Source organism: Saonia sp. (genome assembly GCF_056326165.1).
The window spans coordinates 1-27000 of sequence record NZ_JBWFBN010000003.1 but is presented as its reverse complement, the minus strand read 5'-3'; the positions used below and the strand labels follow the sequence as shown (position 1 = coordinate 27000).

The window sequence follows — 27000 nt, the reverse complement described above, 5'->3', positions numbered from 1 at the left end:
CCTATGAAAAAACTATTCCCTTTATTTTTGTTACTAATTACGGTAACTCTAACTGCACAAAGACCTCCACAAGGTCAACGAACACCAATAAAAATTACAGGGACAGTTTTAGATCAGGAAAACGATTTGCCGCTAGAATATGCAACCCTTGTTCTACAAAGTGTTCAAAATCCAAGTATTGTTACAGGTGGAATCACCAATGCTGAGGGTGAATTTGATGTTGAAACCAGACCTGGCAGATACAACATCAGAGTAGAATATATTTCCTATAAGACCTATACCCTCGAAAATCAATTGTTAAGGGAAGCAACAGACTTAGGGACTATTAAATTAGCCCTGGATGTTGAGCAACTAGAGGCTGTAGAAGTCGTTGGCGAAAGAACCACTGTAGAATTACGATTAGATAAAAAAGTATATAACGTAGGTTCTGATCTTACAGTAAAAGGCGGATCTGTAACCGATGTTTTGGACAATGTACCATCAGTTTCTGTGGATGTTGAAGGAAATATTAGTTTAAGAGGAAATGAAAGTGTACGCATTTTAATCAATGGAAAACCTTCTGCTCTATCTGGATTGAGCCCAGAAGCACTAAAATCTCTTCCAGCGGAAGCTATCGAGAAAGTAGAAGTTATTACAAACCCTTCTGCCCGGTATGATGCCGAGGGCACTGCTGGAATTTTAAACATTATTCTTAAACAAAGTAAAACAGCAGGTCTCAACGGTTCGTTTAGTATAAATGTTGGAAACCCAGAAAGCTATGGTGGAAATTTGAGCTTAAATTTAAGGCGCAAAAATTTCAATATTTTTACGAATACTTCATACCGATATAGAACTGGTCCTGGTAATGCGTTATTTGAGCAAGAAAATTTTAACGCAGACGGGAGCACTGCAAGTTTTCAAAATGAGTATAGGGAAATGCAAAGAGAAAATGAAGGATTTAATACTAATATTGGTTTTGAATTTTTTATTGATTCTACTAGTAGTATTACCAACTCGTTAGTGTACAGTAGAAGAGACGGTCTCAATACAACGGGCATTGATTTTTTTAATTTTGATGCGGCTCAAAATCCCACCATTCAGCGATTTAGGGGTACGGTGGAAGATGATATTAATAGAGACGTGCAGTATTCTTTAAACTACGTTAAAAATTTTAATGACAATGGGCATAAGTTGACTTTTGATTATCAATATTCAACAGGTGATGAATATGAAAATTCTATTATTAATGAAGTGGTATTGGGTGAAAACACAAACCTTCCAACAGAACAAACACTGAATGATGAAAGTCAGAAAAACCAGCTCCTCCAAATGGATTATGTGCGACCTTTTGGAAAAGACAATAAATCTCAATTTGAATTTGGTTATCGCGGTACTTTCAATGAGTTCAATACCGATTTTGATTTTGGGATTTTGGAAAATGGAATTTTGAACAGTGACCCAAATTTTAGCAACGAGCTTGTCTACAAAGAGTATGTAAATGCAGTATACACCCAAATAGGAAGTAAGTTCAACAAATTTAATGTGCTTGGGGGATTAAGAATGGAAGCATCAGACATTGGAATAGAACTAGTTAATACAAATGAAATCAATAATAAAAATTATGTGAATTGGTTTCCTTCCCTTTTTGTAGGATATGAGTTTTCAGAAGAAGAGCAAATTACTCTTAGTTATAGTAAACGTCTTCGTAGGCCAAGATCACGTTTTATAAACCCTTTCCCGTCTAGAAGCAGTAATACCAACCTATTCCAAGGAAATCCAGATTTAGACCCAACCTATACGGATGCTTATGATTTAGGATATTTAAAGAGATGGGATAAAGTAAGTTTTACTACTTCTGGCTATTTTAATAGATCAACGGGGGTATTTCAATTTGTAACAAGAGAAAGGGGGGATTTTGTAGAGATTGATAATCCAGATGACCCTGCAAATCCAGTTCTTGTTCCTGTGCAATTAAGAGGACCTATCAATTTAGCGACTGAAAAAAGATTGGGGATGGAATTCACCACTACCTACACCCCTAAAAGAAGTTGGCGTTTAACATGGAACTTAAATTTGTTCCAAAGACAAATTAGAGGGGATTATAATTACATCAATTTTCAAAATGAAGAAATTACACAGAATTTTGATGCTGATAATTTTTCATGGTTTACAAGATTTAGTGCTAAAGTGCCACTACCAGGAAAGATTGACTTTCAAAGTAATTTGTTTTTTATGGGCCCCAATGAAAATGCACAATCCAAAAATAAAGGTATGCTCTTTACTAATTTAGCATTAAGTAAAGAGTTTTTAAAAGACAAAGCGTCTTTGTCTCTTAATATCAGAGACTTGTTTAATACGGGTAAGCGTAGAAGTGAAACACGTACAGATAATGTATTTACCTATAGCGAGTTTCAATGGAGAAGGCGTCAAATCAATTTATCTTTTCTATATAGATTCAACCAACAACAAAACCAGAGAGGTAGAAATAGACCTGGACAAAGAAACGGTGGTGGTGATGGCGACGAAGAAGGAGAAGGTTTTGGTGGATAGAATAATCAACCAACATAGATATATTAAAACAAAAAAGAAGCCAATATGGCTTCTTTTTTTATTCGTTTCGCGCAGCTCTTCGCTTATCGCGCTTTTCTTTTAATAATTCTTTAATATTCCCAAACAACCAATAAGGAACAACAAATGTCAACAAAAATATCATTAACCAAAAACCTATGGTCAATATGGTTAAAAATGCTAAAAATCCTAAATATTGGTCAAAATCAAACATGGAAATTATATTTAATAATGCAAAGATAGTTTGAAAACCATAAATAGTGCAAATCAAATTCAAAAAAATACTGAAAACAATTATGTAAAAAGAAAAATACTCATCAAAACAGTACCTTTGTAGTAAATAAACCAGTTAAAAATGAGCTTTAGAATTGAAAAAGATACCATGGGAGAAGTTAAGGTCCCATCTGATAAATATTGGGGAGCACAAACTGAACGTTCTCGTAACAATTTTAAAATAGGCGTAACAGCCTCTATGCCGTTAGATATTGTATTTGGATTTGCCTATCTAAAAAAAGCGGCGGCATACACTAATTGTGAGCTTGGTGTTCTTTCTGTGGAGAAAAGAGATTTAATTTCCAAAGTCTGTGATGAAATTTTAGAAGGCAAGCACAATGATCAATTCCCATTGGTTATATGGCAAACAGGGTCTGGAACCCAAAGTAATATGAATGTAAATGAAGTTGTAGCCAACCGCGCCCATGAAATTGCAGGAAAAAAAATTGGCGAGGGGGAAAAAACCATTCAGCCAAATGACGATGTTAACAAATCTCAATCCTCAAATGATACTTTTCCAACAGGAATGCACATAGCTGCCTATAAAAAAATTGTTGAAGTAACAATTCCTGGGGTTACCCAATTACGGGACACTTTGCATAAGAAGTCAAAAGAATTTTCCAATGTTGTAAAAATTGGGCGTACCCATTTAATGGATGCCACTCCCCTAACCTTGGGGCAAGAATTTTCTGGATATGTTTCTCAATTGGACCATGGACTAAAAGCACTAAAGAATACGTTGGAACATTTAAGTGAGCTAGCTCTTGGTGGAACAGCTGTAGGAACTGGATTAAATACCCCGGAAGGGTACGACGTTCTTGTCGCGAAATATATTGCCGATTTCACAGGGTTACCATTTATTACAGCAAAAAATAAATTTGAGGCTTTGGCAGCACATGACGCCATTGTGGAAAGCCATTCTGCATTAAAGCAATTGGCAGTTTCCTTAAATAAAATTGCCAATGATATACGAATGATGGCTTCTGGTCCCCGTTCGGGAATTGGTGAGATTATTATTCCTGCAAACGAGCCTGGAAGTTCTATTATGCCAGGAAAAGTTAACCCAACACAATGTGAAGCTTTGACAATGGTTTGTGCACAAGTTATGGGTAATGATGTTGCAATATCCATTGGTGGTACACAAGGACATTATGAACTAAATGTCTTTAAGCCTATGATGGCAGCCAATATTTTACAATCAGCGCAACTACTGGGTGATGCTTGTGCTAGTTTTAATGAACACTGTGCTTCTGGTATTGAACCCAATCATCAAGTTATAAAACAATTATTGAACAATTCTTTGATGTTGGTGACAGCATTGAATACTAAAATTGGGTATTATAAAGCTGCAGAAATTGCCAATACAGCACATAAAAATGGAACAACTTTAAAAGAGGAAGCAATCAATTTAGGATATGTGACTGATGAAGAGTACGACCAATGGGTAAAGCCAGAAAACATGGTTGGCTCACTTAAATAATTAATTTTTTATTTAAAAAAGAAAAGGGGAAAACCATTTTGGTTTTCCCCTTTTATATGTAATAGGTAGTGTTTACATTACTTTAAAGTGAAATTGGAAGTTCCCAACAACTTTAATTGATCATCATAGACATTGGCCATGTAATTTCCTTTTTGGAAATCACCAGCAGGTTTATCAACAAAATCACATACATCCAAGTTACTGTTCTCATAGTAGAAACCAGTTCCTTTACTATAGTTTATGGAAGCCCCTGCATCATTAGACTTTGACATACCACCACCAATAACATTTCCTTGTGGGTCTAAAACTTCAATTAAAAATTCTCTATCACCAGCTTCAGCAATTACATTGTTAGCTACTGTAAAACAAATTTTAAATTTATCAGTGCTTTTAGCTCTAGTAGTAGAAACTAATTTTCCATTGTTTCTTTCTCTAACAGCATCAACACTTATCTTAGTTAAGTTCAAAGCAGAACCTCTTTCAACTGCATCCGCTAATTGAGTGTTTTGTACAACTAAAGAATCATTGAACACTGTTTGCTTTTCTAACTCAACATATGTGCTATCTCTTTGCATAGCCAATAAACTGTTAGATTGTGTCAAAGAATCTACTTGCTTAAGTAATTGCTCTCTTTCAGCTTTAAGTACATTAACTTGTCTTCTGTATCTTGAAAGAGATGAAATATCTGCCTTCATTGTTTTAACAGAATCAATATATTTTGCAATTCTATCTCTTGCACCTACCAATTCTTCATTAGTAGCATTGCTTTCCATAATAGCTTTGTCATATTCAGATTTTAAGCTATTTAAGTCTTCAACAACTAAATCCTTTTCTTGTGTAAGTAAAGTAGTTGTCTTTTTCTTGTCTTGATAAAGACTTACTGTGTAAATAATAGTACCTAGCAAAATCACACCTAGCAAACCTGCTATTACTTTTAATCCGTTGTTATTCTTTGTTTCAGTCATAATGTAATAATTAAATAATCGTGTTCGTAAATTTTAAAATAGTTGTTTGATTTTGATTTATATACGCTACATTTTAACATTTGGACTTTTCTAGACCAAAAATGGAATATTTAGGATTGATGTAGTAACTTTATATGCAACAACAATACTTGGCTATTTCATTTAAATTGAATGAATTACAGGGTTTATCAACCATAAAACATCACAGATGAAAAAAATTATTTTCACAATCACTTTTATTGCTCTAACAATTGGATGCAAAGAAAAAACCAAATCGACTCCGATAATGGATTCTGATATTGGTATAAATGAGCCCGCTTCAGCAACTAGTAGTAGTCCTGAAATAAAAATAATACCCATAGAACATGCCACTGCCGTTTTAGAGTGGCAAGATATAACCATATATATAGACCCCGTTGGTGGGAAAACTAAGTTTGAAGGACAAAAACAACCAGATTTAATTTTGGTTACCGATATTCATGGAGATCACCTTAATGTTGAAACATTACAAGCAATAAATACTGAAAAAACAAAAATCATAGTCCCAGGGGCTGTCGCCGATAAAATCCCTGATGGATTTAGTTCTCAGCTCATCGTATTAAACAATGGGGAATCCAAAGAAGTACATAATATAACCGTAGTAGCTATCCCTATGTATAATTTAAGGGAGGAAGCTTTAAGTTTTCATACCAAAGGACGTGGTAATGGTTATGTTCTGAATATTGATGGACAACGTCTTTATTTCTCTGGAGATACAGAAGATATTCCAGAGATGAGAGCATTACAAAATATTGATAAGGCCTTTATTTGTATGAACTTGCCCTATACCATGACAGAAGAAAGTGCGGCAAGTGCTGTTTTGGAATTTAAACCCAAACAAGTTTATCCTTACCATTTTAGAGGAAGACCAAATGTAAGCGATGTTGCAAAGTTTAAAGAATTAGTCAATACGGGAAATACCAGTATAGAAGTTGTGCAGTTGGATTGGTATCCAACAGAACCATATTAATATATGTAACATTATTAAAGCTATTGAGTCTATATATAAGTTAACTTTCCTTAAAATTCACATATGAAAAACACATTTAAAATATCTTCCATACTGTTAATCATTTTATTGATGATTAGTTGTAAAGAGGAGAAAAAAGAAAAAGAAGTTGCCAAATTCCAAGTGCCAGTTGAGTACTACAAACTGGACAACGGCTTAAAAGTAATTCTTTCACAGGACAAAACATCGCCAACGGCAATTATTGCCGCCTACTACAATATTGGTTTTAGAATTGAGCCTAGAGATCGTACCGGTTTTGCGCATTTGTTTGAGCATATGATGTTCCAAGGATCCAAAAATCTTGGTAAAATGGAGTTTATTAAACTAGTACAACAAAATGGAGGTGTTCTTAATGGCTCCACTAGGTTTGATTTTACTAATTATTTTGAAATTGTCCCCTCTCATAAACTAGAAACTATGCTTTGGGCAGAGGCTGATAGAATGCGTGGGTTGGACATTACTCAAGAAAATCTAACCAACCAGCAAGGTGTAGTAAAAAATGAAGTAAAAGTAAACGTGTTAAACCAGCCATATGGTGGTTTTCCTTGGTTAGATATGCCGCAATACGCAAACACCAATTGGAACAATGCTCATAATTTTTATGGCGACCTTGAAGATTTAGATGCAGCAAATTTAGAAGATGTTGCCAGTTTTTTTAAGACATACTATGCCCCAAACAATGCAGCAATTTCTGTTGTGGGCGATTTTGAAATTGAAGAAACCAAAGTATGGATAGAAAAATATTTTGGGAATATTCCTGCTTCAGAATTACCTGCTCAACCAGATATTTCGGAACCTAGACAAGAAGTTGAAAAAGATATCATTAAAGATGATCCATTGGCAAATAAACCTGCTATTGCCCTGGCATATCATATGCCAGAACGTAATACACCAGAATATTATGCCATGGGCCTTTTAAATCAAATTCTATTACAAGGCGATAATGGTTTATTAAAGCAAAAATTAGAAAAGGAAAAAGGATATACCTCAGACGTTGGTGGAGGCATCAATTATTTGGGAAATATGTTCAATTATAAAGGTCCAATGCTTTGGATGTATAATTTTACCTATGATGCTGAAACGTCAAAAGAAGATATTCTAACTTCTATTGATGAAGTCATGGCTAATCTAAAAAGTAATCTTTCCCAAGAAATGATTGATAAAGCTATCATTAAAACAAGATCACAATTATATGATGACCTTGGTGGTTTTTTTGGGTTGGGAAGAGCTGACTTACTCTGTAGTTTTGCCTTATTTGATGATAATCCTGACCGGATAAACCAAATAGAAGATGAATTTAACAAAGTTACTCCAGAAATAATTTCCAAAACCATAGATGAGTATCTTAGAAAAACAAATCGTACAATTTTAACGGTAAATCCTTTATTGGCAAATAACGAAAAAACACAATAATGAAAAATATCATCACATACCTTATAGCACTTACGTTCACTTTTTCTTTTGCCCAAGAACAAACAATTGAAAAAGAACAACCTCCCAAAGGCGGAGAGCCAAAAAATTTCTCCCTTCCAAATAAGGAAGTTATTGAATATGATAATGGTCTCACTTTAGTATTGGTTCCTTACGGTTCCTTGCCCAAAGCGACCATAAGATTTAATATTAAGACTGGTAACATTAATGAAAAGGAAGACCAAGTATGGTTGGCAGACCTGTTAGTAGACTTGTTAGAAGAAGGTAGTATAAATAAAACATCCCAAGAAATTGCCGATGAGATGGCAGGAATGGGAGGCAATTTAAATATGGGTGTTGGTTCACATACAACTTCCCTATCAGCATCTGTATTATATGAATTTACTCCTGATGCCATTAAAGTGATTGCAGACGTTTTGAAAAACCCAAAATGGCCAGGAGAAGAATTAGATAGATTAAAGAGTGATATGAAGCGTGAACTCTCCGTAGATTTATCTACTCCAGGTTCCCAGGCATATCGAGATTTTTATGCAGAAATCTACCCTGACCATCCTTATGGACGTGTATATCCAAGTGAAGAAAATATTGATTCTTACACAGTAGATGACATAAAGGAATTTTATGATGCCAATTTTGGAGCTAAGCGTACAACTATATATGTTGCTGGAAATTTTGATTCGGAAGCCGTTAAGGATGCTGTTGACAGTTCTATGTCCGATTGGAAAGCTGGTAATGAGTCTATGTATAATGTTGCTAAAGCAGTAACTGGTAATACTGTAAAAATAATTGATAGACCAGACGCACCGCAGTCAACAATATTTTATGGGTTACCCGTAGTAGACCCATCTCATCCAGATTATATTGCCATGGACGTAACCAACTCTATTCTTGGAGGTTCATTTGCATCTAGAATTACTAGTAACATAAGAGAAGATAAGGGATATACCTATTCTCCTCGTAGTATTTTGGCTGAAAACTATAAATCTGGGGTTTGGTATGAAAGAGCTGATGTTACAACTGAACATACGGGAGCATCTTTACAAGAAATAAAAAATGAAATTGAAAACTTGCAAAATGAGCCTCCATCTCAAGAAGAATTGAATGGTATTATAAATTATGAGTCTGGTATTTATGTTTTGCAGAATTCATCTCCCAGCGGTATTATAGGTCAGCTTATATTTCTTGATACACATGATTTAGATGATGCCTTTTTAGAAAACAAAGTAAAGAGCATGCATGCTGTAACACCAGAAATGGTTCAGGAAATGACCAAAAAATATATAAGACCAGAAAACATGACCTTAATCGTAGTCGGTGACAAACAAAAAATTGAAAATCAGATTGAGGAAACAATTAAAAAGCCACTTAAACAATAATTATCAATAGTCTTAATAAAAAAAGCTCCTTAATTGGAGCTTTTTTCACCTTATCAATTTCTTGTATTTTATTCGCTTAGGTATTAAATCTCCACCCAGTCGTTTCTTCTTATTTTCCTCATAATCAGAGAAAGAACCTTCAAAGAAATATACTTGAGAATCACCCTCAAAGGCAAGTATATGTGTACAAATTCTATCTAAAAACCATCTGTCGTGAGAAATAACCACTGCACAACCTGCAAAGTTTTCAAGACCTTCTTCCAATGCGCGTAATGTATTTACATCCAAATCATTAGTTGGTTCATCTAAAAGTAATACATTACCTTCTTCTTTTAAGGTCATTGCCAAATGAAGTCGGTTACGCTCACCACCTGAAAGCATACTTACCTTCTTATTTTGCTCACTCCCAGAAAAATTGAATCTACTTAAATAAGCTCTGGAATTAACTTGTCTTCCTCCCATCATAATAAGCTCTTGCTCATCACTAAAATTTTGCCATATAGTTTTCTCTGGATCTATGTTAGAATGACTTTGATCCACATACGCAATCTTGGCAGTATCGCCTACTAAAAATTCTCCCTTATCAGCAGTTTCTTCACCCATTATCATTCTAAAAATAGTAGTTTTACCAGCTCCGTTAGGACCAATAATACCTACAATACCAGCTTGAGGTAGATTAAAATTTAAATCTTCATACAAAAGTTTATCGTCATAGCCTTTGCTGATTCCATTGGCTTCAATAACATTAGTACCCAAACGCGGTCCATTAGGAATATAGATTTCTAATTTATCATCCAATTGTTTCTGGTCCTGGCTCATTAATTTGTCATAGTTCTTAAGACGTGCCTTTTGCTTGGTTTGTCTTCCTTTGGCTCCTTGGCGTACCCATTCCAATTCTCTTTCCAAAGTTTTTTGTCTTTTAGATGCCTGTTTGTTTTCTTGAGCCAACCTTTTGGATTTTTGGTCTAACCAACTGGAATAATTTCCTTTCCATGGGATGCCTTCTCCCCTATCCAGTTCTAATATCCAACCTGCAACATTATCAAGAAAGTACCTATCGTGTGTTACTGCGATAACAGTACCTTTATATTGTGCTAAATGATGCTCTAACCAATGCACAGATTCAGCATCCAAGTGGTTAGTTGGTTCATCCAGAAGTAATATTTCAGGCTCTTGTAATAATAATCTACAAAGAGCTACTCGTCTTCTTTCACCTCCAGAAAGCACAGCAATTTTCTTGTCAGAATCTGGTGTGCGAAGCGCATCCATGGCAATCTCCAATTTTGTATCCAACTCCCAAGCATTAGACGCATCAATCTTATCTTGAAGTTCAGCTTGCTTGTCCATAAGTTTCTGCATCTTATCCGCATCTTCATAGACTTCGGGCAAACCGAACATATCATTTATCTTGTTGTATTCATCTAGAATTGCCACAGTCTCGGCAACTCCTTCTTTTACAATTTCCAAAACTGTTTTGCTTTCATCCAATTGAGGTTCTTGCTCTAAATAGCCAACATTGTATCCTGGTGAGAAAACAACATCGCCTTGGAAATTTTTATCTATACCAGCAATGATTTTTAATAGTGTGGATTTACCGGAACCATTAAGTCCTAAGATTCCGATTTTAGCACCATAAAAGAAACTTAAATAAATATTCTTTAAAACTGGGGTGTTAGCAGTTTTATATGTTTTAGTAACCCCAGACATGGAGAAAATGACTTTCTTATCGTCAGACATAAATTAAAAAATTAAATTTTGGATTAAAAAAGAGATTATTAATATTAAACTCTTCCTTTTAAAGCATTAAATACCCAGGCGATTGCAAAAAACCCTATTCCTACAGCGGCAAATCCCCATCCGGCAACATCATCATATCTAAAAGCTCCAAGAGCAATCAAAGCTACTCCAACAACTATCATAATAAATGTAGCCCATGCAAGCACTGTGTTTTTGTTCATTCCCATATTTAGTTTAGTTTAGTTGTAACCGTCAAATATCGTAAATTTAAGGGAATACCCTAAAAAACATAAGGTTTTAGTTTTCAAATGGAAAAACCACTCCTACTTGTCTTCTAACTTCATCCATTAATTCCATAAGGTCCAAACTATTCTGGTGCGACCATAAATCACTCTCTGTTTTCCCTCCTCTTAGGCAATCATGGACTTCAATAATTTCATGTGTATAACCCATTCCTAAAGATGGTAAATCAAAATTTTGGACAGCACCTCCTTTTTCAATTGAATATCCTTGAGCCATATGCCACATTGGGCGCAAAACTAGAGATGCCTTACTGCCAGCAATTTTTCCTTTTACCTCTAAATCCGAAGCAAAACCGCTATGGAGAATTGCTTGTGCATTGTCATAGGTGAAAATCATTGATGTTTGTATTTCCACTCCAGTCTTAAAGAAGTTTGATTCCGCTATAATTTTATTGGGCTTTCCTAAAAATAAATAGGCAAGAAAAATGGGATATATACCTATATCCAAAATAGAGCCCCCTGCTAACATTGGGTTCAAAATTCGGCCTTCAACATCTCTATCCAGACCATAATAGGTGAAATCTGCATTCACATAATTCACATTCCCAATTTCACCATTATCAACAAGTTCTTTTACTTTTTTTATTGATGGATTAAATCGACTCCACATGGCTTCCATAAAAAACACTTTGTTCTCTTTTGAAGCTTCTATCATTCTTTCCGCATCTTTTCGATTTACAGCTACTGGCTTTTCACATAAAACATGTTTGCCATTTTGCATTGCAGTAATGCTTAATTTGGCATGTGAATCATGAGGAGTTGCAATGTATAAGACGTCAACATCAGAGAATTTAAACAACTCATCATAACTGCCAAATGCATTTTTAACACCGTATTCTTCTGCAAAAGTATTGGCCTTATCCAAACTTCTTGATGCAACTGCGGCTAACTCTCCGTCAGGAACCAATTTTAGGTCATCAGCGAACTTTCTAGCAATTCCGCCAAGACCAATAATACCCCATCGTATTTTTTCTTTCATTTTTGTTCTTCAGTTTTCTCAAAGTTAATCAATATCTTTAGCATTATTAAAGAATTTTATAAGAATGGACATCAACTTCAACATAAATGAAGACCATAACAAACTACTTGTTTCTGAGTTAAAAAAACAGCTTGCTAAGGTGAAATTAGGAGGTGGAAAGCAACGAATAGAAAAACTGCATGCCCAACGAAAAATGACAGCGAGAGAGCGTATTGATTATCTTTTGGACACCAAAGATAGTATAGAAATTGGAGCGTTTGCTGGAAATGGAATGTATGCTGAGCATGGTGGTTGCCCATCTGGAGGCGTTGTTGTGAAAGTTGGTTATGTTCAAGGAAAACAATGTGTAGTTGTAGCAAATGATGCAACCGTCAAAGCTGGAGCTTGGTTTCCCATTACTGGGAAAAAAAATTTAAGAGCACAAGAAATTGCTATAGAAAATAGGCTTCCCATTATTTATCTTGTGGATAGTGCTGGAGTTTATTTGCCATTACAGGATGAGATTTTCCCAGACAAAGAACATTTTGGGCGCATTTTTAGAAACAATGCAGTTATGAGCAGTATGGGCATTACTCAGATTGCAGCTGTTATGGGTAGTTGTGTAGCTGGAGGCGCCTACCTTCCCATTATGAGTGATGAGGCATTGATTGTAGATAAAACAGGAAGCATTTTTTTAGCAGGTAGTTATTTGGTTAAAGCTGCCATTGGTGAAAATATAGATAATGAAACACTTGGAGGGGCTACCACACATTCTGAAATCAGCGGTGTGATAGATTATAAATCCAAGGATGATAAAAATGCCTTGGACACCATTAAAAACATACTAGGTAAAATTGGTGATTTTGATAAAGCTGGGTACAATAGAATAAAGCCTATAAAACCTACAGAGAATCCAGAAGATATATATGGAATTGTTCCAGCATCGAGGGCGGACCAATATGATATGCTAGAAATCATAAAACGTTTGGTAGACAATTCTGAGTTTGAACAATACAAAGAAGAATATGGGAAAACCATTCTAACTGGTTATGCAAGGATTGATGGTTGGGCAGTTGGCATTGTAGCCAACCAGAGAAAAGTTGTAAAAAATGGTAAAGGAGAAATGCAATTTGGAGGGGTTATTTATTCGGACTCTGCTGATAAAGCAACCCGTTTTATTGCTAATTGCAACCAAAAAAAGATTCCATTAGTCTTTTTACAGGATGTTACAGGGTTTATGGTGGGCAGTAAAAGTGAGCAGGGCGGTATTATAAAAGATGGTGCCAAAATGGTGAATGCTGTGGCAAACTCTGTGGTGCCAAAATTTACGGTTGTAATAGGCAACAGTTATGGTGCAGGTAATTACGCCATGTGCGGCAAGGCCTATGATCCTAGATTCATAGTTGCATGGCCCAGTGCAGAACTGGCTGTTATGAGCGGTAATTCAGCAGCCAAGGTATTGTTACAGATTGAAAAAGCATCTTTAGAAAAGAAAGGAGAAAAAATTACACCTAAAAAAGAGGCGGAGTTGTTTGACAAAATAAAAAGTAGGTACGACGAACAAGTCTCACCATATTATGCAGCTGCTCGCTTATGGACAGATGCTATCATAGACCCTTTGGAAACCCGAAAATGGATTTCAATGGGTATGGAAGCTGCCAATCATGCTCCCATTGAAAAACCTTTTAATATGGGGGTTTTACAGGTATAGGCATATTATTTTACTTTCATGATAATGTTTTGGGTAATTTTGTCCTCAACCCTTATATGAAAATCTTTTAACCCCTCTTTTGAAAAAGTAAGTATATCTTTATCCTGAACAGGTATAACATAATGTCCTTTTTCATCTGATAAAACCATTTCCTTATTAGAATGGTTAAAAATGGAAACATTTGGAATCATTTTACCTCTCATGAATACATAGCCAGAAAGGGTGTGAAGTTTTTCTTTTTCTTTAAAAGACTTTCGTTCAACTCTTTGTGCCTCTTTTTCCGACACCATTAGCTCTGACTCAATATAATAAGCCATATTGAAATTCGATAAATGTTCCCATTTGTCTTGACTTGCATATTTTCTATACGAACTATAACCATTTGAAGATGCAGCCAATACCAACCCAAGTTCTTCTTTTCCATATACTTCCAATAGCTCCAAAGAAACAATAAAATCCTTTTTTACATAAATATCATAAGGGATAAGATCAACTTTAACCATTCTATCATTCTTCTTGACCATACACAAGATATTTTTTCCAGATGAATTCAAGTTTTTGAAGGTGTGTCCAAAATCATCTTTGTAATCATAAATATTTACCCTTACCAACAAGCTATCGCTTGGATTGTGCCAAACCTCAAACTCAAATTGATTTAATCTCCTTAGGCCTTTCTTTACTTTTATTCTTGTTGCCAATTCTCCTCCTTTAGCAATATTGTCCTTCCAGTACCCATAATGTTTTTCTCCATAATTCCTGTAACCAACATTACTTTTCACAAAACGCCCTTTAAAATCAGATACAACCACTTCATCCAATTTCAAATTAATTGGGTTTAATGTAATAATTGGATAATCATCAAAGACCATTTTAATATCTGAAACAGGAATATAAAGTGTCTCATATCCTAAAGAAGAAAAAAGAATTTGGGAATCCTTGCTTATTTTATCATAATCCCAAAAAAGATGAAAAAGACCTTCTTCATCACTTACCGTACCCATAGCAGTCTCAAGAATTCCCACATTAACATATGGAATGGGTTCATTGGTTTTGGAGTTGACAATTTTACCTTTGTAGTCCCTTTGTCCAATTAAAGTGTTCAAAAAAAAGAGAAAGAGTATTGATAAATACAATTTCTGATGAACTTTATTTGGCCAAATTCCTAGCATTAACATTAATTTTAAACAATTCCTGGTTTACATTCTTTAGCATAAGTTTAAAAACCTTGGTCTCCTTGCTTTGTGAAGCACTACCATAATTGCGGTAAATCGTTGCCTTTAAATAGGTGGGCATAAGGCTTTTATTGCCTAAGTAGTTAATATTCACACTCCATGTTCCTGGTAGGGAACCATCCACCAAATATTCTTTTACATTATAGCCAAACTCTTTTTCTCTTTCTATTTCTTCAGGATTATCAAACAAACTATGCTTCCAAGTATAGTATTGGTTTTTGGGGTTCACAAACTGCATATCAAATTCAGCTTCACCATCGTTCCACTCAAAAACCAAGCGTGTGCCCCTAAAGTCTTCTTCTGCCACATAGAGAGTCCTAGCTTTATGTCCCTTAACAACTACCTCCCTGTCCAACATAAGTAAATTATTATACTCCCTTTGCATAATAGGCCCAAAACCAACAGTATCTACTTCCATGAAACCCTCTTTCAATAAATAATCGTAACGTGCATACATAGAAGCGGCTTGCTTGGCCCTATTTAAATTACGATAACTTGTTGCCATGTCCAAATAGCTTTGGGCATAGTTTGGTCGTAATATAAAAATGTCCTTATAGGTCTGGTTGGCCATTGCATAACGTCCCTGCTCCTCATAAGTGTAGGCCAAAGCCTTTAAATACACAGGGTTGTTATTGAAAAGAGCATAATTTTCCTTTATGATATCATCCGCATAGTTGACCGCGTTCCATGCATCCACAAAATATTGATAGGAGTCAATAAAAAAATAAGGGGAATTGGCATAACTGCTCCTATAAGCATTGTACACTTCCTTTGCTTTGTCCAAACTAGTGCTACCAACTAATTCTTGTTGATAGGCAGGCATATTTTTAATAACCTCTCCTTTGGTCAAAATAGGACCCTTTACATAATTATTTTTTAAAAGGGCTTGGTCAACTATTCTATTTAGTTGCGGGTTACCGTTTATGGTATTAATAACAACAACTCCTCCAGCAGCAATATTACCATATCTTGCAGTAGAACCTAAATCACTTAAAATTGCAATTCGCTTAAAGTTGTTAACATCTAACCATATTGGAGAGTCAGTAAAAATCTGACCATCTACATCAAAAATTGCAGCTCTTGGTTGAGTTACCGAACTTATTCCACGTATATTTATACTTCCACCATTAGAACAATTACCGTTGACTCTTACACCAGAAAATTCTGAGCGTAATAAATCAAGAATGCAAAGATTTACCGAATTAATGTCTTCTTCGTGTAAAAATCGAACATGACCTGGCGATTTTTTAGCGTCAATGAACCCATATGCTGTCCTAATAATATCATTATTAATAGGATAGTCTTCTTCCAAATCCTTTTGCGAACGTCTTTTACTGTTTTGTACCACGACCTCATCCAATTCGGTTACATCTGGTATCATTATAGGATTAAGGATACGGGTTACATCCTCAATCTTTATGGTAATCGTCCGCATGCCCGTATAGGAAAACTGTAACTTGTCCCCGGTTTCTATTTGAATTTCGTAGTTGCCCCCAGCATCGGTAACAGTAGTGTTTTCTTTACCCAAAACGGATACGTTTACATTTTCCATAGGGTTTTTCCCATCCGATACTTTTCCAAAGACCTTTTTTACATCTTGACCAAAACAAAAAGATGTAATAAATAATAAAAAAAGGAGTATATTTTTCATAGTAAGTATTTTTTTCGTCATTAAGTTACAAAAAAAACTATATACTGTATTGTATATTAGATATTTATCAATTACCCTGATGAATTTTTACCCTTGGTATCAAAAGCAATTCGGTCTGTCTTCCATTTACATATCTAAAACCATTTTTTCCATAAAACCCTGCTTCTTCCAACATTATTCTAATGTCCCTTTTCCACTCGGGTATGTTAACAGTGGTATTAAGCTCAATGGCATAGACTGTATTTGGGTTTAATGGATAGTTTTCCCCATCATCTTTCATAACTCCTCCCTGGGAATCCCACATACCAATAGTAGTGCCGGCAGAATGCCCGTACATTCCCAAGGGATGTGTATAAACCGCTGGTTTTAACCCCTCATTTATGGCATCTTGCAGTGATTTTGCTAAAATCTCTTTTCCGGTCCTCCCAGCTACCATGTTTTTGGTTAAGAAATCTTGAACCTTGTTGCCATCTTTTAATGCACTTACCAAATAGTCCGGGGCCACTTTTTCATTGGGTTTTAACACATAGGCCAATTCCTGGCAATCTGTATTGAGTCTTAGGTAGGTTATTCCAAAATCACAATGCAACAAATTTCCAGGTAAAATTACTTGGTCATCTGGCCGACCTGAAAAGGAATACAAATGTCCTACCAACTCTTCACTGGTTCTCTGAATATCCACCGTTGGGTGAAACCATGTTTCCAACCCCAAATCTGTCACTTTTTGTCGCATCCACCATTCTACATCATTGGTTGTGGTAATCCCCGGAGTAATGACCTTTTCAGAAAATGCTTCAGCAATTATGTCATGAGTAATATCTACCAATTGATTGTAAATGACCATTTCGCGTTCAGTTCTGGTTTCTATCCACCTTACAGCCAATTGCTCTGCCGAGACAACTTTGGTACGGTACTTTTTTGGCAGATTATACATGAATTCATCATAATCTGTTTTGTCTAATCCATCTGCAATGTTGTGGTCTTTAGAATAGTTTAATCCTATTTTAGACGGATTTCTTTCTTCTATCAACTGCATCAAACGTTTCCATTGATTAGGCTCCTTCTCTTTGTCCCAGGCAGATTCAATATTATCACCCACATTATAACGAGCTACAGCTAACTTATCTAAACTGTTCTTTGCTTTATCCCTATAAAAAAGTAAAATGGTTCTTCTACGGGCATTTAGCCATGTGGAAGGAAGCATAGTTCTTAAGACTGGGTCTTCATTATACTCCCTAGAAATTAGGATCCACATATCAATATCGGCGGTATCCATTAGATTAGGAAGTAGATTATTGAAACGGTCAGCGAGGATTTCGTCTACAACTATAGCGCGATTTTTTTCGGATAAAATCTGTTGGGAATGTATTGAAAAACTAACAAGAAATAAAAATAGGAAAGTAATATTTTTCATAGGACATTGTTTGTTTTATGAAAATACAAAAAACTAACTGTCAATCATTGTCCTAATGCTTGTTGGAGTGATTTTTTTCGGTCAAATTTTCCGCTACTTGTTTCTATTATCTTCTTTATAAAATATACCTCTTTAGGGATTTCATACTTATTTAGTGTTGGTAACGATTTTATTTTTTTTAAAATCTCATCTACTGTACCCTCCATAACTAGCACCAATTTTTGACCTAGCTTATCATCTGGAATACTTGTTATAAAAAATCTATTATTTATTATACCTGTTAGTTTGGATTCAATTTCTTCTGGGATCAATTTTACTCCTCCAGAATTAATAATATTATCAAACCTTCCTAACAATCTAAATTTAGTATTAGAAACAATGTCTACCAAATCATTCGTAAAAACAGGATTTTCTGAAATCATCGGCGCATTTATCACCAAACAATTTCTTTCATCTTGAGAAATTGAAATGTTTGGAAGTAGATTAAAATAGTTCTCGATTCCGCTCGAACCGACACCCACTTTTCTAACAGCAATATGGGTAATGGTCTCTGTCATACCATAAGTTTCAAAAATTTGCAAGACTATCCCCCCAAGTTTTTCTTTTAACATTTTGGGGATGGCAGCTCCCCCAACTATCAAAGTCTTTATTTGGTTTAACTTCTTTATTGAGCTTTCAACCTGTAAAGGAACCATGGCCGCAAAATCATATTTTTTGGAAATTAGGTTAAGTGGATTAGAAGTAGGTTCCACATAATCCAGTTCCAGACCTAAGGTCATGGCTCTAACGAGCATCATTTTACCTGCGATAAAATCAGAATTTAAGCATAACAATGCTGAGTTTCCTGCTATAAGGTTAAAAAAAACACCTGTAGCAAGAGCGGAATTTATCATGTGTTCCTTTTTGAGCGCAATAATTTTTGGCTTTCCTGTGGAGCCAGAAGTTTTTACTTCTAAAATTGGTTTGGTTGATAACCATTCCAATAAGAAATTGCCAATAGAAATTTCAAAGTCCTTTCCTTTATTTATTAGACAGGAAGCAAATTCCTTTAACTCACTTGTTGTAAAAGAGGCCCCATTTAATTTAAATTTGGGATGTAGGTTATACAACTGTTTCATTTTTCTCTTGAAGAGCAACAAAAGCATCTTTTGTTAGAACTTTACCAGTAAGCCTTTCTTTCCAATTTGTCCACCCATATTTCTTTGAAAAGATAAATAGTAGGATTGGGTAAACAACCAAAACTGGAATAAATATATCCCATCCCAATGTTGGTTCAGAAATATCCCTGTATATAGAGTCGGTAGAAAAAGCTGTCCAATCAGCGGTCACCAAAAGTGCCGCAGTAAGGTTATTGGCTGCATGAAAGCCTAAAGCTAGTTCCAATCCTTCATCCATGAGTGTTATAATACCTAAGAAAAAACCTGTACCTATATAAAATACAAGAACTCCATAGCCTAGCTTGCCTATCTCGGGGTTAAAAATGTGCAATAAACCAAAAAGAGAAGATGTAATAACCAATGGAACCCATCTATTTCCTGCCATAATACCAATTCCTTGCATCATATAACCTCTCATAAAATATTCTTCCATACTAGTCTGTATGGGAATCATCAAAATAGCAATGATAGATAAAATAATAAAAGGTCCTATTTTAAAATTAAACTCATAACTCTCTGGAGACAAATAAACATCTATCAAAATAAAAGCTACTGATATTCCAGCCCATAAAAAAAAGGTGAACCATATCCGTTTCCAATCAATCTTATTTCTAGAAGTTGTTAAATACTTAATTGATTGTCTATGAATAAACTTTACAAAAGCAAATAGGGCTAAAAGACCTATTACAAAGGATAAAAGTATAAAAAAGAGGAATGTATTTGTTCCCAAAATCTCTGCCATTTGCCCCATATCGCCTGTTAATCCACCTAGTGAGTTTGACTTTAAAAGTAATGCCACTAACAATGGAATACCACCTAGTAATTGCCAAACAATAAAAACTAAAAAAAATCCCAAAACATATCTCCATGAATCACTTAGTCCTTTATATGCCTTCTCTATATACATAACCCTTTTATTAAATTATTTTTCCAATTTTTATTAGTCTTGTAATATATTCTTCCTTTTTCAATCGTCAAAGGAGAATCAAAATTATTTGTGTACAAACTGCCTGTCCCTAAACCCTGGGGTAATTTATTGTTTAACGTATATGTCCACTGCGCAATAGCATTTAAACCAATGTTACTTTCCAAAGCACTTGTTATCCACCAACCAATACCATATTTATTTGCTAAATCTATCCATTCTCTACTTCCTTTAAATCCTCCAACTAAGCTTGGCTTCAAAATAATATACTGTGGTCTTATTATTTGAAGTAACTTTTCTTTTTCTGTTAAATCAAAAATCCCAATTAATTCTTCATCCAATGCAATAGGTAATGGAGTTTTGGCACATAATTCTTTCATTTCCATCACATTTCTCTGCTTAATAGGTTGTTCAATGGAATGAATATCATAGTTTGATAAAATCTTTAATTTTTCTAAGGCGTTGGTTGAATTAAAGCCACCATTAGCATCAACACGCAATTCAATTTCTTCTTTGGAGTACTTTTTTCTGATTGATTCTATCAACGAGATTTCAGTAGAAAAATCAATGGCACCAATTTTCATTTTAATACAAGAGAAGCCTTCTGAAATTTTTTTCTGGATTTGGTCTTGCATAAATGCTTTATTTCCCATCCATATTAATCCATTAATAGGAATTGATGCTTCTTTATTAGTAAAATCTGATGGGAACAGTTTAAACACATTTTCTACCTCTAAAGAAATAAATGCTTGTTCTACTCCAAACTGAATGCTGGGAAATTCTCTTAACTCAGTCAATAAAGAATTCTTACCTAAATGAATGTTGTTACATACCCATCTTAACTTTTCTTCATATTCTGGAACATCATCATGGCTCAATCCTTTTAATAGACCACATTCACCTATGCCTTGTTTTTCGTTTTTTTCAACAATCAAAAACCAAGTTGCCTTTTGGGTGAGCACACCTCTAGATGTACCACTGGGGTTTTTAAAATTAAGAATATGTTTTGTGAAGGTGGCTATCATGCTTAAAGTCAAAATTAGATAATTTTAAGCCAAGCTCTTGAAGAAATATTGTAAAGCAATTACTAATGGGGTTTAGTATTACTTAAAGTTAAACCAAAATCGAACTCCGTCAGCAGTTTTATCAATATTTAAATTAGACTGTAATTGGTTTACCAAACGGTTCATTAAGCGAATACCCATAGATGAGTTGGCTCTTTCATCTGTATCTTCTGGAAGTCCAATACCATTATCTGTATACTCAAAGTAACCTTGTTCATCATTCTTTCTAAGATGAATGTATATTTTTCCATTTTCATCACCATCAGGAAATGCATATTTAAAGGAGTTGGACACCAATTCATTCAATATCAACCCAAATGGAATTGCCCTATCGATATCAAGTTCAACACCTTCAGCATCTATTGTGATATTTATATTATGCCCTCCCTTTTTGTAAACAGACTGTACACTATTAATTAGGCTTTCAATATATCCTTGCATTTCTATAACGGACAAATCATCGTTTTGATACAGTTTTTGATGGATTAAAGCCATAGCCTTTACCCTGCTCTTCCCTTCTTCTAAAGCTTCTATTGCAGCTTTACTCCTAGTGTTCTTTGTTTGTAAACTTAACAGGCTAGAGACCATTTGAAGGTTATTCTTAACCCTGTGGTGTATTTCTTTTAATAGTGAATCTTTCTCTACTAAAGAATTTTCAATAATATGCTTTTGCTTGGCAATTAATCGTTGATTTTTAATACTCTTTAAATACGCAAAAACCAAACCGGCAAAACCCAATAAGGTAAAAATCAAAGAAATGAATACTAGACTCATTTTCTCATCCTTAGAAGCTAGTTCATTTCTAGTTTTCTCCATTTCCTCTTTTTGTTCATCTATCATTAATCTAGAAATGGCCACTTGTTGTTCGGCTACAGCTGCTAGTTGTTGTGTTTTTATTGATGTATTATTTAAATTAACAGAGTCTCTTATTTTAACGTTTCTCTTTAAGTATAGAGAGGCATTTTTATAATCTTCGGCCATGTCATAATACAGTGCCAATAACCGGTTCTTTTTAATAACATGTTCTACATTTATAACATTAAAATCTTTGTCCAAAAGCTCTTTAGCCAGTTTGTAGTTTTTTAATTGCAAATGGCAATCCACTAAATTCAATGTGTTTTCTATAACGTCTGCAGAATATATTCCTTCATTATTCTCATTAATGGTTTCAATGCTTGTTTCTAAAAAAGGGATGGCCACTTCGTATTCCTTTAATTGTACATGGGACTTTCCAATGTTACCATCTATAATTCCTTTCAAGAAGTTCCCTTTACTTATATCCTCCTCTGTTTTTGTCTCCGTAATGTCAATCAAGTATAGATCAATATAACTTTGTGCCTTTTTTAAGTTTGTAAGTGCTGCTGATGCTGATTTATCTAAAAGAAGATAATTTCCAATATTATTATTGTACGCTGCCATCGCAAAATGATCATCTTCACTTATATCTTTTTTTACTTCCATTATATAATCTTCCATAGCCTGTCTATGCAGACCTAAATTGGAGTATATATCATAAAATGCTACTTTGGATGTAAATCCTAACTTACGTTTTTCCTCTCTTATTTCTACTTGTTTTCCATATAGCTGCAATTGTGAATAATCATCATCCATTATATTCAACAATCTTTCTTTCATCTCATCTTTAAGCCTATCCTTTTCTATGTAGAGCTCTTTTGTAATGGCAATACTTTTATCATAGTAGCCAATATCATGGTATAGTTGGGACTGGATTAATTTGTACTGTCTAATCGCAACGGAATCCTTTATTTTATCAGAAGTATTTAAATACACATTTACGTTATCTAACCAATCGTATGCAGAATTCTCATTGTACCGATTTGGTGTCTCGAAAAAGAAAAAATAACGCCCATTGGCATTTTCAGAATTTTGAAATTTAGTCAATAAACTTTCCTCTAAAACCAAAGTATCCTGTGCAAAAACAGAACCAAAAGTCAAGCAAAAGACTATAAGGATATATCTTATTTTACAACCGGTTTTCTTTGTTGTCATTTAAGGCAAGTAATTTTATCAATTACATATTTATTGTTAAATCAAACTTAATACAATAAAACAGTACTTATTAATTTTTGTTGTAAACAAAAATTAAAGTGTTGTGTAGAACCAATAACACACACAAAAGTACAGTGTTTCTAGTATTAGAAAAACAAATAGGCCATGTTAAATAACATAGCCTATTCTTGAATTTATATGAAAAATGATAAGATTTGGGGTTTATCTTTTCATGTCCCAAATGTATCACTAACATTTACTTAAAATCTAAATATGTTGTATAAGTGTTCTTTTTTGTTGTAAAAAATAGGTTTAATTTTTTTACTTACCATTCATCGATATTTTTAACATTATATCAATAAAAATATGTAGTACAAAACTATAATATTTGTAAGAATTGAATTAAGAATTCATTGCGGAAATAATGAATTCTTTAAAATCTTTGGAAATTGGGATAAGCTGATTATTAATCATTATATCCTTGGAGTTAATAGCATTAATATGATCTACATTAACAATATAAGATTTATGAGCTCTGTAAAATTTATTCTGAGGAAGTTTTTCCAAATAATCTTTTAAAGGTGATCGTACCAAAAACTTCTTATCTACAGTATTAACCTCTAAATACACATTGTCAGCTTTTATAAACTGAATATCCTCAAACTGTATTCTGTAGTACAAGTGTTGTTTCTTAACAAAGATAGAATCCTTAAGCACAGCATTGGACATTAATTTTTCTTCTTGATCAGCTTCTCTATAGCCTTCGTTATTTTGAAGCTTATCATTATAATTAAAATTAGAAAGTGCAATTTCTATTGAAGTGTAAAGGTCTTGCTGTTCAAATGGTTTTACCAGATATCCATTAGGTTTAACCGTTTTGGCATTTTCAACTGTGGCCCTGTCCGAGTTAGAAGTAACAAAAATAAAGGGAATGTTATACTTTTTTCTAATTAGCTTACCTAAATCTATTCCTGTTTTATCTGAAGCAAGAATAATATCTATAAGCACTAAATCAACATCCTTAGTTTTAAGAACTTCTTCTGCTTGTTCATAAACAATTACGTTATCAACAATCTCATATCCAATCTCTTCCAACATAGACTGCATGTCATCTGCAATAATAACATTGTCTTCAACAATCAAGATTCTAATAGGCCTTTCCAATATGTCTTGGTTTTGTGTTAATAATCAAATTTACGAAAATTTATTAAAAGCAATGTAAAAGAGTACGGCCACAAAAAAGGTGCTAATTGCCACTTTCTTTAATTCTGGGTCCAACATGGCAGGGTCTTTAATTTTATTGATTTTTTTTAAATGAAAAAAAATAGGAAGAAAACCAGCTAAGGGCAGAATATTTTGCCAATTAGAATAATTTAGCATAATAAACAACAGCATACTAATAAATGATATTATGAGCAATATATTATGATATATAATACCTTTTGCAAAACCCATTTTTACAATAATGGTCACTTTTCCAGCTTTTTTATCAGAATCATAGTCTCTAAGGTTGTTCAGGTTCAATACGGCTGTACTCAATAACCCAATAACAATAGCCGGTAATATTGAATATAAAGTAAGGAATTTGGTATAAAGAAACATGGAACCTAATACAGCTAGTAAGCCAAAGAACAAAAAAACAAAAACATCTCCCAAACCTTTATAACCATAGGCAGACTCACCTACTGTATACTTAATTGCAGCCCAAATACTGGCAATGCCAAGAAAAATAAAAATAAGCGGATACCAAATATTCTTAATCCCAAATGCCGTATAAACAACCAAAAAAACCAACAACAAACATAGTATTATTGATATAATGATTCCTATTTTTAATTCCGTCCTTGATAAAATTCCACTTTGAAGCGCTCTTTTTGGGCCAATTCTGTCCTCATTATCTGTTCCCTTTACACCATCACCATAATCATTGGCAAAGTTTGAAGTTATCTGGAAACTAATTGTGGTTAGAATAGCTAATACAAACAATGGCATGTTCTTATATTCGAACATACTGGCCATAGCAGTACCAACTATAATACCAGATATTGAAAGAGGGAGAGTTCTTAACCTGGCTGCATTAAGCCATGCCTTAATTTTTGTCAAGACTAATATGGATCTTCTATTGCTACTCTTTTTCCATCCTGATAAGAGGCAACAAAAGCATCTTTAAAGCCCATTTTCACCAATTGAAATCGGAAAGACCTAGCCTCGTCCAATGTTTCAAAATTACCCAAAGAATAAGAATAAAATGGATTTGTCTTTACGAAAAGTGTGTTTGTAAGTGCATCCGATGCAAGAGTCACGTTGTTATCTACAAAGGATTTTACCTGTACAGAATAGATTTTTTCTTTTTCTAAGAACTTCTTGGCTAAATAAAACTCCTTAACCAAACTAAGTTCATCGTTCTGTTCTTTTAGATTATCTATTCTCGCTTTTATTGCATCCAAACTATCTATAGAAACCAATAAATTATTGTTTTGAACATCTATTGTTCCTGATCTACTGGCACCGGCTGTATAAGAAAATACAAATATGGTGGCTATTAAAAAAAGTCCCGTAATTCCAGCTAGAACATTACGTTGAATTCTGTTCTTCTTTAACTCCTTGTTTTTTATTTTAATCTGATCTAGAAGGCGTTCGTTTATAATTTGAGCCTTATCTACATCTTTATGTAATTCAAGCAAATCACTTTCTTCAATAAATGGCATATGTTCTTTATTTTTAGGGGCATATCAAAATAACTAGTGTAATATACAAAAATATGTGATTTTTCTAAATTTTAAAACTATTACTCAACATTATTCTTTATATAAGATTGATTTTCAAACAATTAATTTTGGATAGCACTAGAATCGCTTGATTTTAATACCTCTACTCCATTTTCAACAATTTTAATTTTCCTTTCCTTATACAAAACACCAATTCCTTTTTTAAATGCTTTTTTACTTATTTGTAATTGCCTTTTTATCTCTTCTGGGGCTGATTTATCATGTAGGCTTAAAAACCCTCCATTCTTAATTATTGTTTCATAAATTAAATTGGCAGTGGGTTCTAAACTCATAAACCCTATTGGCTCTAAAGAAATATCTATCTTATTGTCTGGGCGAATATTCTTTATATATCCTTTTCTTTTATCACCAATAGCAATTTCCTTATAAACATCATTCAAAAAAATTAATCCTTTATGAGTATTATTTATAATAACTTCCCACCCTAAATCTGTTTTTCTAGTTATTATAATATCTACTTCTTCATTCTGTTCAATGGTCAAACTCTCATTGCTAATGAATTTGTTTAACTTATTGGATGCCACCAATCGAAATGATTTTTCATCTAAATAACAATAAACAACATACCACTGCCCTTGTTTCATTTTATCCCTTTGTTCACTAAATGGAACCAAAAGGTGCTTTTCCAATCCCCAATCCATGAACGCTCCATAATCGTTAACTTCAGCAACTTTTAATAACGCAAAGGTGTTTCTTATTATATATGGTTTTAAATTAGTGGCAATTGGTCTTTCATCATAATCCAAATAACAGAAAACAGATATTTCATCATCTATTTCATAGGTTTCTGGTACATATTTATTTGGCAAGAGTATATCGGTACCTTCATTATCTTCTAAAAACAGACCAACACTTGTGTCCCTAACAATTTTTAAAGTGTTATGGTTTCCTAATTCTATCATGTGGCAAAGGTATTGTTTAACCTTGGAT

General features: G+C 34.0%; 22 protein-coding genes. 6 read left to right on the top strand and 16 right to left on the bottom strand.

The features are described from left to right. Positions 1-3 precede the first annotated feature (3 nt). On the top strand, positions 4-2529 hold the full coding sequence (locus tag AC000W_RS04095; protein WP_474746279.1) for a TonB-dependent receptor: 2526 nt from the start codon (positions 4-6) through the stop codon (positions 2527-2529). A gap of 58 nt (positions 2530-2587) precedes the next feature. On the opposite strand, the gene AC000W_RS04090 is transcribed toward AC000W_RS04095, so the two are convergent. Beyond that, the gene (locus AC000W_RS04090) at positions 2588-2761 is read right to left on the bottom strand and encodes a hypothetical protein (RefSeq protein WP_474746278.1); all 174 of its coding nucleotides are present in this window, start codon (positions 2759-2761) and stop codon (positions 2588-2590) included. Positions 2762-2902: 141 nt separating this feature from the next. On the opposite strand from AC000W_RS04090, the gene fumC reads away from it, so the two are divergent. Then, complete coding sequence (gene fumC, locus AC000W_RS04085; RefSeq protein ID WP_474746276.1) at positions 2903-4300, top strand: class II fumarate hydratase; 1398 nt, start codon at positions 2903-2905, stop codon at positions 4298-4300. 77 nt (positions 4301-4377) lie between these two features. Here the strand turns inward: fumC and AC000W_RS04080 are convergent, their stop codons facing one another. Further along, entirely contained in the window at positions 4378-5265 is an 888-nt protein-coding gene (locus AC000W_RS04080) for a hypothetical protein (protein WP_474746274.1), read from the bottom strand. A gap of 208 nt (positions 5266-5473) precedes the next feature. Here AC000W_RS04080 and AC000W_RS04075 point away from each other — a divergent pair, with 208 nt between their 5' ends. The 3 genes from AC000W_RS04075 to AC000W_RS04065 all read left to right on the top strand — a co-directional run bounded on the left by AC000W_RS04075 (position 5474) and on the right by AC000W_RS04065 (position 9120). Next, complete coding sequence (locus AC000W_RS04075) at positions 5474-6274, top strand: MBL fold metallo-hydrolase (RefSeq protein WP_474746273.1); 801 nt, start codon at positions 5474-5476, stop codon at positions 6272-6274. A gap of 63 nt (positions 6275-6337) precedes the next feature. Then, positions 6338-7726 (top strand): M16 family metallopeptidase, encoded by a 1389-nt coding sequence (locus AC000W_RS04070; protein WP_474746271.1) that lies wholly within the window; start codon positions 6338-6340, stop codon positions 7724-7726. Continuing rightward, positions 7726-9120 (top strand): M16 family metallopeptidase, encoded by a 1395-nt coding sequence (locus tag AC000W_RS04065; RefSeq protein ID WP_474746269.1) that lies wholly within the window; start codon positions 7726-7728, stop codon positions 9118-9120. Before AC000W_RS04070 ends, AC000W_RS04065 begins: the two co-directional genes overlap by 1 nt. Before the next feature lie 45 nt (positions 9121-9165). Here AC000W_RS04065 and ettA read toward each other — a convergent pair whose 3' ends face one another. The 3 genes from ettA to AC000W_RS04050 form a co-directional block, all read right to left on the bottom strand. Next, positions 9166-10857, bottom strand: a complete 1692-nt coding sequence (gene ettA, locus AC000W_RS04060) for an energy-dependent translational throttle protein EttA (protein ID WP_474746267.1) — start codon at positions 10855-10857, stop codon at positions 9166-9168. Between the two features lie 44 nt (positions 10858-10901). Continuing rightward, positions 10902-11084, bottom strand: coding sequence for a CAL67264 family membrane protein (locus tag AC000W_RS04055; protein ID WP_474746265.1), 183 nt, complete (start codon positions 11082-11084; stop codon positions 10902-10904). 70 nt (positions 11085-11154) lie between these two features. Then, positions 11155-12138, bottom strand: coding sequence for a Gfo/Idh/MocA family protein (locus tag AC000W_RS04050; protein WP_474746263.1), 984 nt, complete (start codon positions 12136-12138; stop codon positions 11155-11157). Positions 12139-12202: 64 nt separating this feature from the next. Between AC000W_RS04050 and AC000W_RS04045 the strand changes: the two genes are divergently transcribed. Further along, complete coding sequence (locus AC000W_RS04045) at positions 12203-13828, top strand: acyl-CoA carboxylase subunit beta (protein ID WP_474746261.1); 1626 nt, start codon at positions 12203-12205, stop codon at positions 13826-13828. A 5-nt stretch (positions 13829-13833) separates the two neighbouring features. On the opposite strand, the gene AC000W_RS04040 is transcribed toward AC000W_RS04045, so the two are convergent. From AC000W_RS04040 to AC000W_RS03990, 11 genes are all read right to left on the bottom strand, one after another. Then, on the bottom strand, positions 13834-14997 hold the full coding sequence (locus tag AC000W_RS04040) for a carboxypeptidase-like regulatory domain-containing protein (RefSeq protein ID WP_474746259.1): 1164 nt from the start codon (positions 14995-14997) through the stop codon (positions 13834-13836). Continuing rightward, on the bottom strand, positions 14975-16711 hold the full coding sequence (locus AC000W_RS04035; protein WP_474746257.1) for a carboxypeptidase-like regulatory domain-containing protein: 1737 nt from the start codon (positions 16709-16711) through the stop codon (positions 14975-14977). The genes AC000W_RS04040 and AC000W_RS04035 overlap by 23 nt, the downstream gene beginning before the upstream one ends. Before the next feature lie 67 nt (positions 16712-16778). Beyond that, positions 16779-18125 carry a M24 family metallopeptidase gene (locus AC000W_RS04030; RefSeq protein ID WP_474746255.1) on the bottom strand — a complete coding sequence of 449 codons (1347 nt, stop codon included), beginning with the start codon at positions 18123-18125 and terminating at the stop codon, positions 16779-16781. Between the two features lie 44 nt (positions 18126-18169). Next, positions 18170-19243, bottom strand: a complete 1074-nt coding sequence (locus AC000W_RS04025; RefSeq protein ID WP_474746253.1) for an AMP-binding protein — start codon at positions 19241-19243, stop codon at positions 18170-18172. Then, positions 19227-20189 carry a lysostaphin resistance A-like protein gene (locus AC000W_RS04020; protein WP_474746252.1) on the bottom strand — a complete coding sequence of 321 codons (963 nt, stop codon included), beginning with the start codon at positions 20187-20189 and terminating at the stop codon, positions 19227-19229. The genes AC000W_RS04025 and AC000W_RS04020 overlap by 17 nt, the downstream gene beginning before the upstream one ends. Next, positions 20180-21232 (bottom strand): o-succinylbenzoate synthase, encoded by a 1053-nt coding sequence (locus AC000W_RS04015; protein ID WP_474746250.1) that lies wholly within the window; start codon positions 21230-21232, stop codon positions 20180-20182. The genes AC000W_RS04020 and AC000W_RS04015 overlap by 10 nt, the downstream gene beginning before the upstream one ends. Before the next feature lie 78 nt (positions 21233-21310). Further along, complete coding sequence (locus tag AC000W_RS04010; protein ID WP_474746248.1) at positions 21311-23281, bottom strand: sensor histidine kinase; 1971 nt, start codon at positions 23279-23281, stop codon at positions 21311-21313. Between the two features lie 402 nt (positions 23282-23683). Beyond that, the gene (locus AC000W_RS04005) at positions 23684-24445 is read right to left on the bottom strand and encodes a LytR/AlgR family response regulator transcription factor (protein ID WP_474746246.1); all 762 of its coding nucleotides are present in this window, start codon (positions 24443-24445) and stop codon (positions 23684-23686) included. 30 nt (positions 24446-24475) lie between these two features. Then, positions 24476-25384: a 1,4-dihydroxy-2-naphthoate octaprenyltransferase gene (gene menA / locus AC000W_RS04000; RefSeq protein WP_474746244.1), complete on the bottom strand. Its 909-nt coding sequence runs from the start codon at positions 25382-25384 to the stop codon at positions 24476-24478. A 2-nt stretch (positions 25385-25386) separates the two neighbouring features. Further along, entirely contained in the window at positions 25387-25989 is a 603-nt protein-coding gene (locus AC000W_RS03995; protein ID WP_474746242.1) for an SPOR domain-containing protein, read from the bottom strand. Between the two features lie 122 nt (positions 25990-26111). Further along, a partial coding sequence (locus AC000W_RS03990) for a CvfB family protein (protein WP_474746240.1) occupies positions 26112-27000 on the bottom strand: 889 nt, incomplete at its 5' end.

What these genes read in the sequence shown, in the direction of transcription:
- AC000W_RS04095 (WP_474746279.1), top strand. Translation starts at nt 4, where the DNA reads ATGAAAAAACTATTCCCTTTATTTTTGTTACTAATTACGGTAACTCTA.
- AC000W_RS04090 (WP_474746278.1), bottom strand. Translation starts at nt 2,761, where the DNA reads ATGTTTGATTTTGACCAATATTTAGGATTTTTAGCATTTTTAACCATA.
- fumC (WP_474746276.1), top strand. Translation starts at nt 2,903, where the DNA reads ATGAGCTTTAGAATTGAAAAAGATACCATGGGAGAAGTTAAGGTCCCA.
- AC000W_RS04080 (WP_474746274.1), bottom strand. Translation starts at nt 5,265, where the DNA reads ATGACTGAAACAAAGAATAACAACGGATTAAAAGTAATAGCAGGTTTG.
- AC000W_RS04075 (WP_474746273.1), top strand. Translation starts at nt 5,474, where the DNA reads ATGAAAAAAATTATTTTCACAATCACTTTTATTGCTCTAACAATTGGA.
- AC000W_RS04070 (WP_474746271.1), top strand. Translation starts at nt 6,338, where the DNA reads ATGAAAAACACATTTAAAATATCTTCCATACTGTTAATCATTTTATTG.
- AC000W_RS04065 (WP_474746269.1), top strand. Translation starts at nt 7,726, where the DNA reads ATGAAAAATATCATCACATACCTTATAGCACTTACGTTCACTTTTTCT.
- ettA (WP_474746267.1), bottom strand. Translation starts at nt 10,857, where the DNA reads ATGTCTGACGATAAGAAAGTCATTTTCTCCATGTCTGGGGTTACTAAA.
- AC000W_RS04055 (WP_474746265.1), bottom strand. Translation starts at nt 11,084, where the DNA reads ATGGGAATGAACAAAAACACAGTGCTTGCATGGGCTACATTTATTATG.
- AC000W_RS04050 (WP_474746263.1), bottom strand. Translation starts at nt 12,138, where the DNA reads ATGAAAGAAAAAATACGATGGGGTATTATTGGTCTTGGCGGAATTGCT.
- AC000W_RS04045 (WP_474746261.1), top strand. Translation starts at nt 12,203, where the DNA reads ATGGACATCAACTTCAACATAAATGAAGACCATAACAAACTACTTGTT.
- AC000W_RS04040 (WP_474746259.1), bottom strand. Translation starts at nt 14,997, where the DNA reads ATGCTAGGAATTTGGCCAAATAAAGTTCATCAGAAATTGTATTTATCA.
- AC000W_RS04035 (WP_474746257.1), bottom strand. Translation starts at nt 16,711, where the DNA reads ATGAAAAATATACTCCTTTTTTTATTATTTATTACATCTTTTTGTTTT.
- AC000W_RS04030 (WP_474746255.1), bottom strand. Translation starts at nt 18,125, where the DNA reads ATGAAAAATATTACTTTCCTATTTTTATTTCTTGTTAGTTTTTCAATA.
- AC000W_RS04025 (WP_474746253.1), bottom strand. Translation starts at nt 19,243, where the DNA reads ATGAAACAGTTGTATAACCTACATCCCAAATTTAAATTAAATGGGGCC.
- AC000W_RS04020 (WP_474746252.1), bottom strand. Translation starts at nt 20,189, where the DNA reads ATGTATATAGAGAAGGCATATAAAGGACTAAGTGATTCATGGAGATAT.
- AC000W_RS04015 (WP_474746250.1), bottom strand. Translation starts at nt 21,232, where the DNA reads ATGATAGCCACCTTCACAAAACATATTCTTAATTTTAAAAACCCCAGT.
- AC000W_RS04010 (WP_474746248.1), bottom strand. Translation starts at nt 23,281, where the DNA reads ATGACAACAAAGAAAACCGGTTGTAAAATAAGATATATCCTTATAGTC.
- AC000W_RS03995 (WP_474746242.1), bottom strand. Translation starts at nt 25,989, where the DNA reads ATGCCATTTATTGAAGAAAGTGATTTGCTTGAATTACATAAAGATGTA.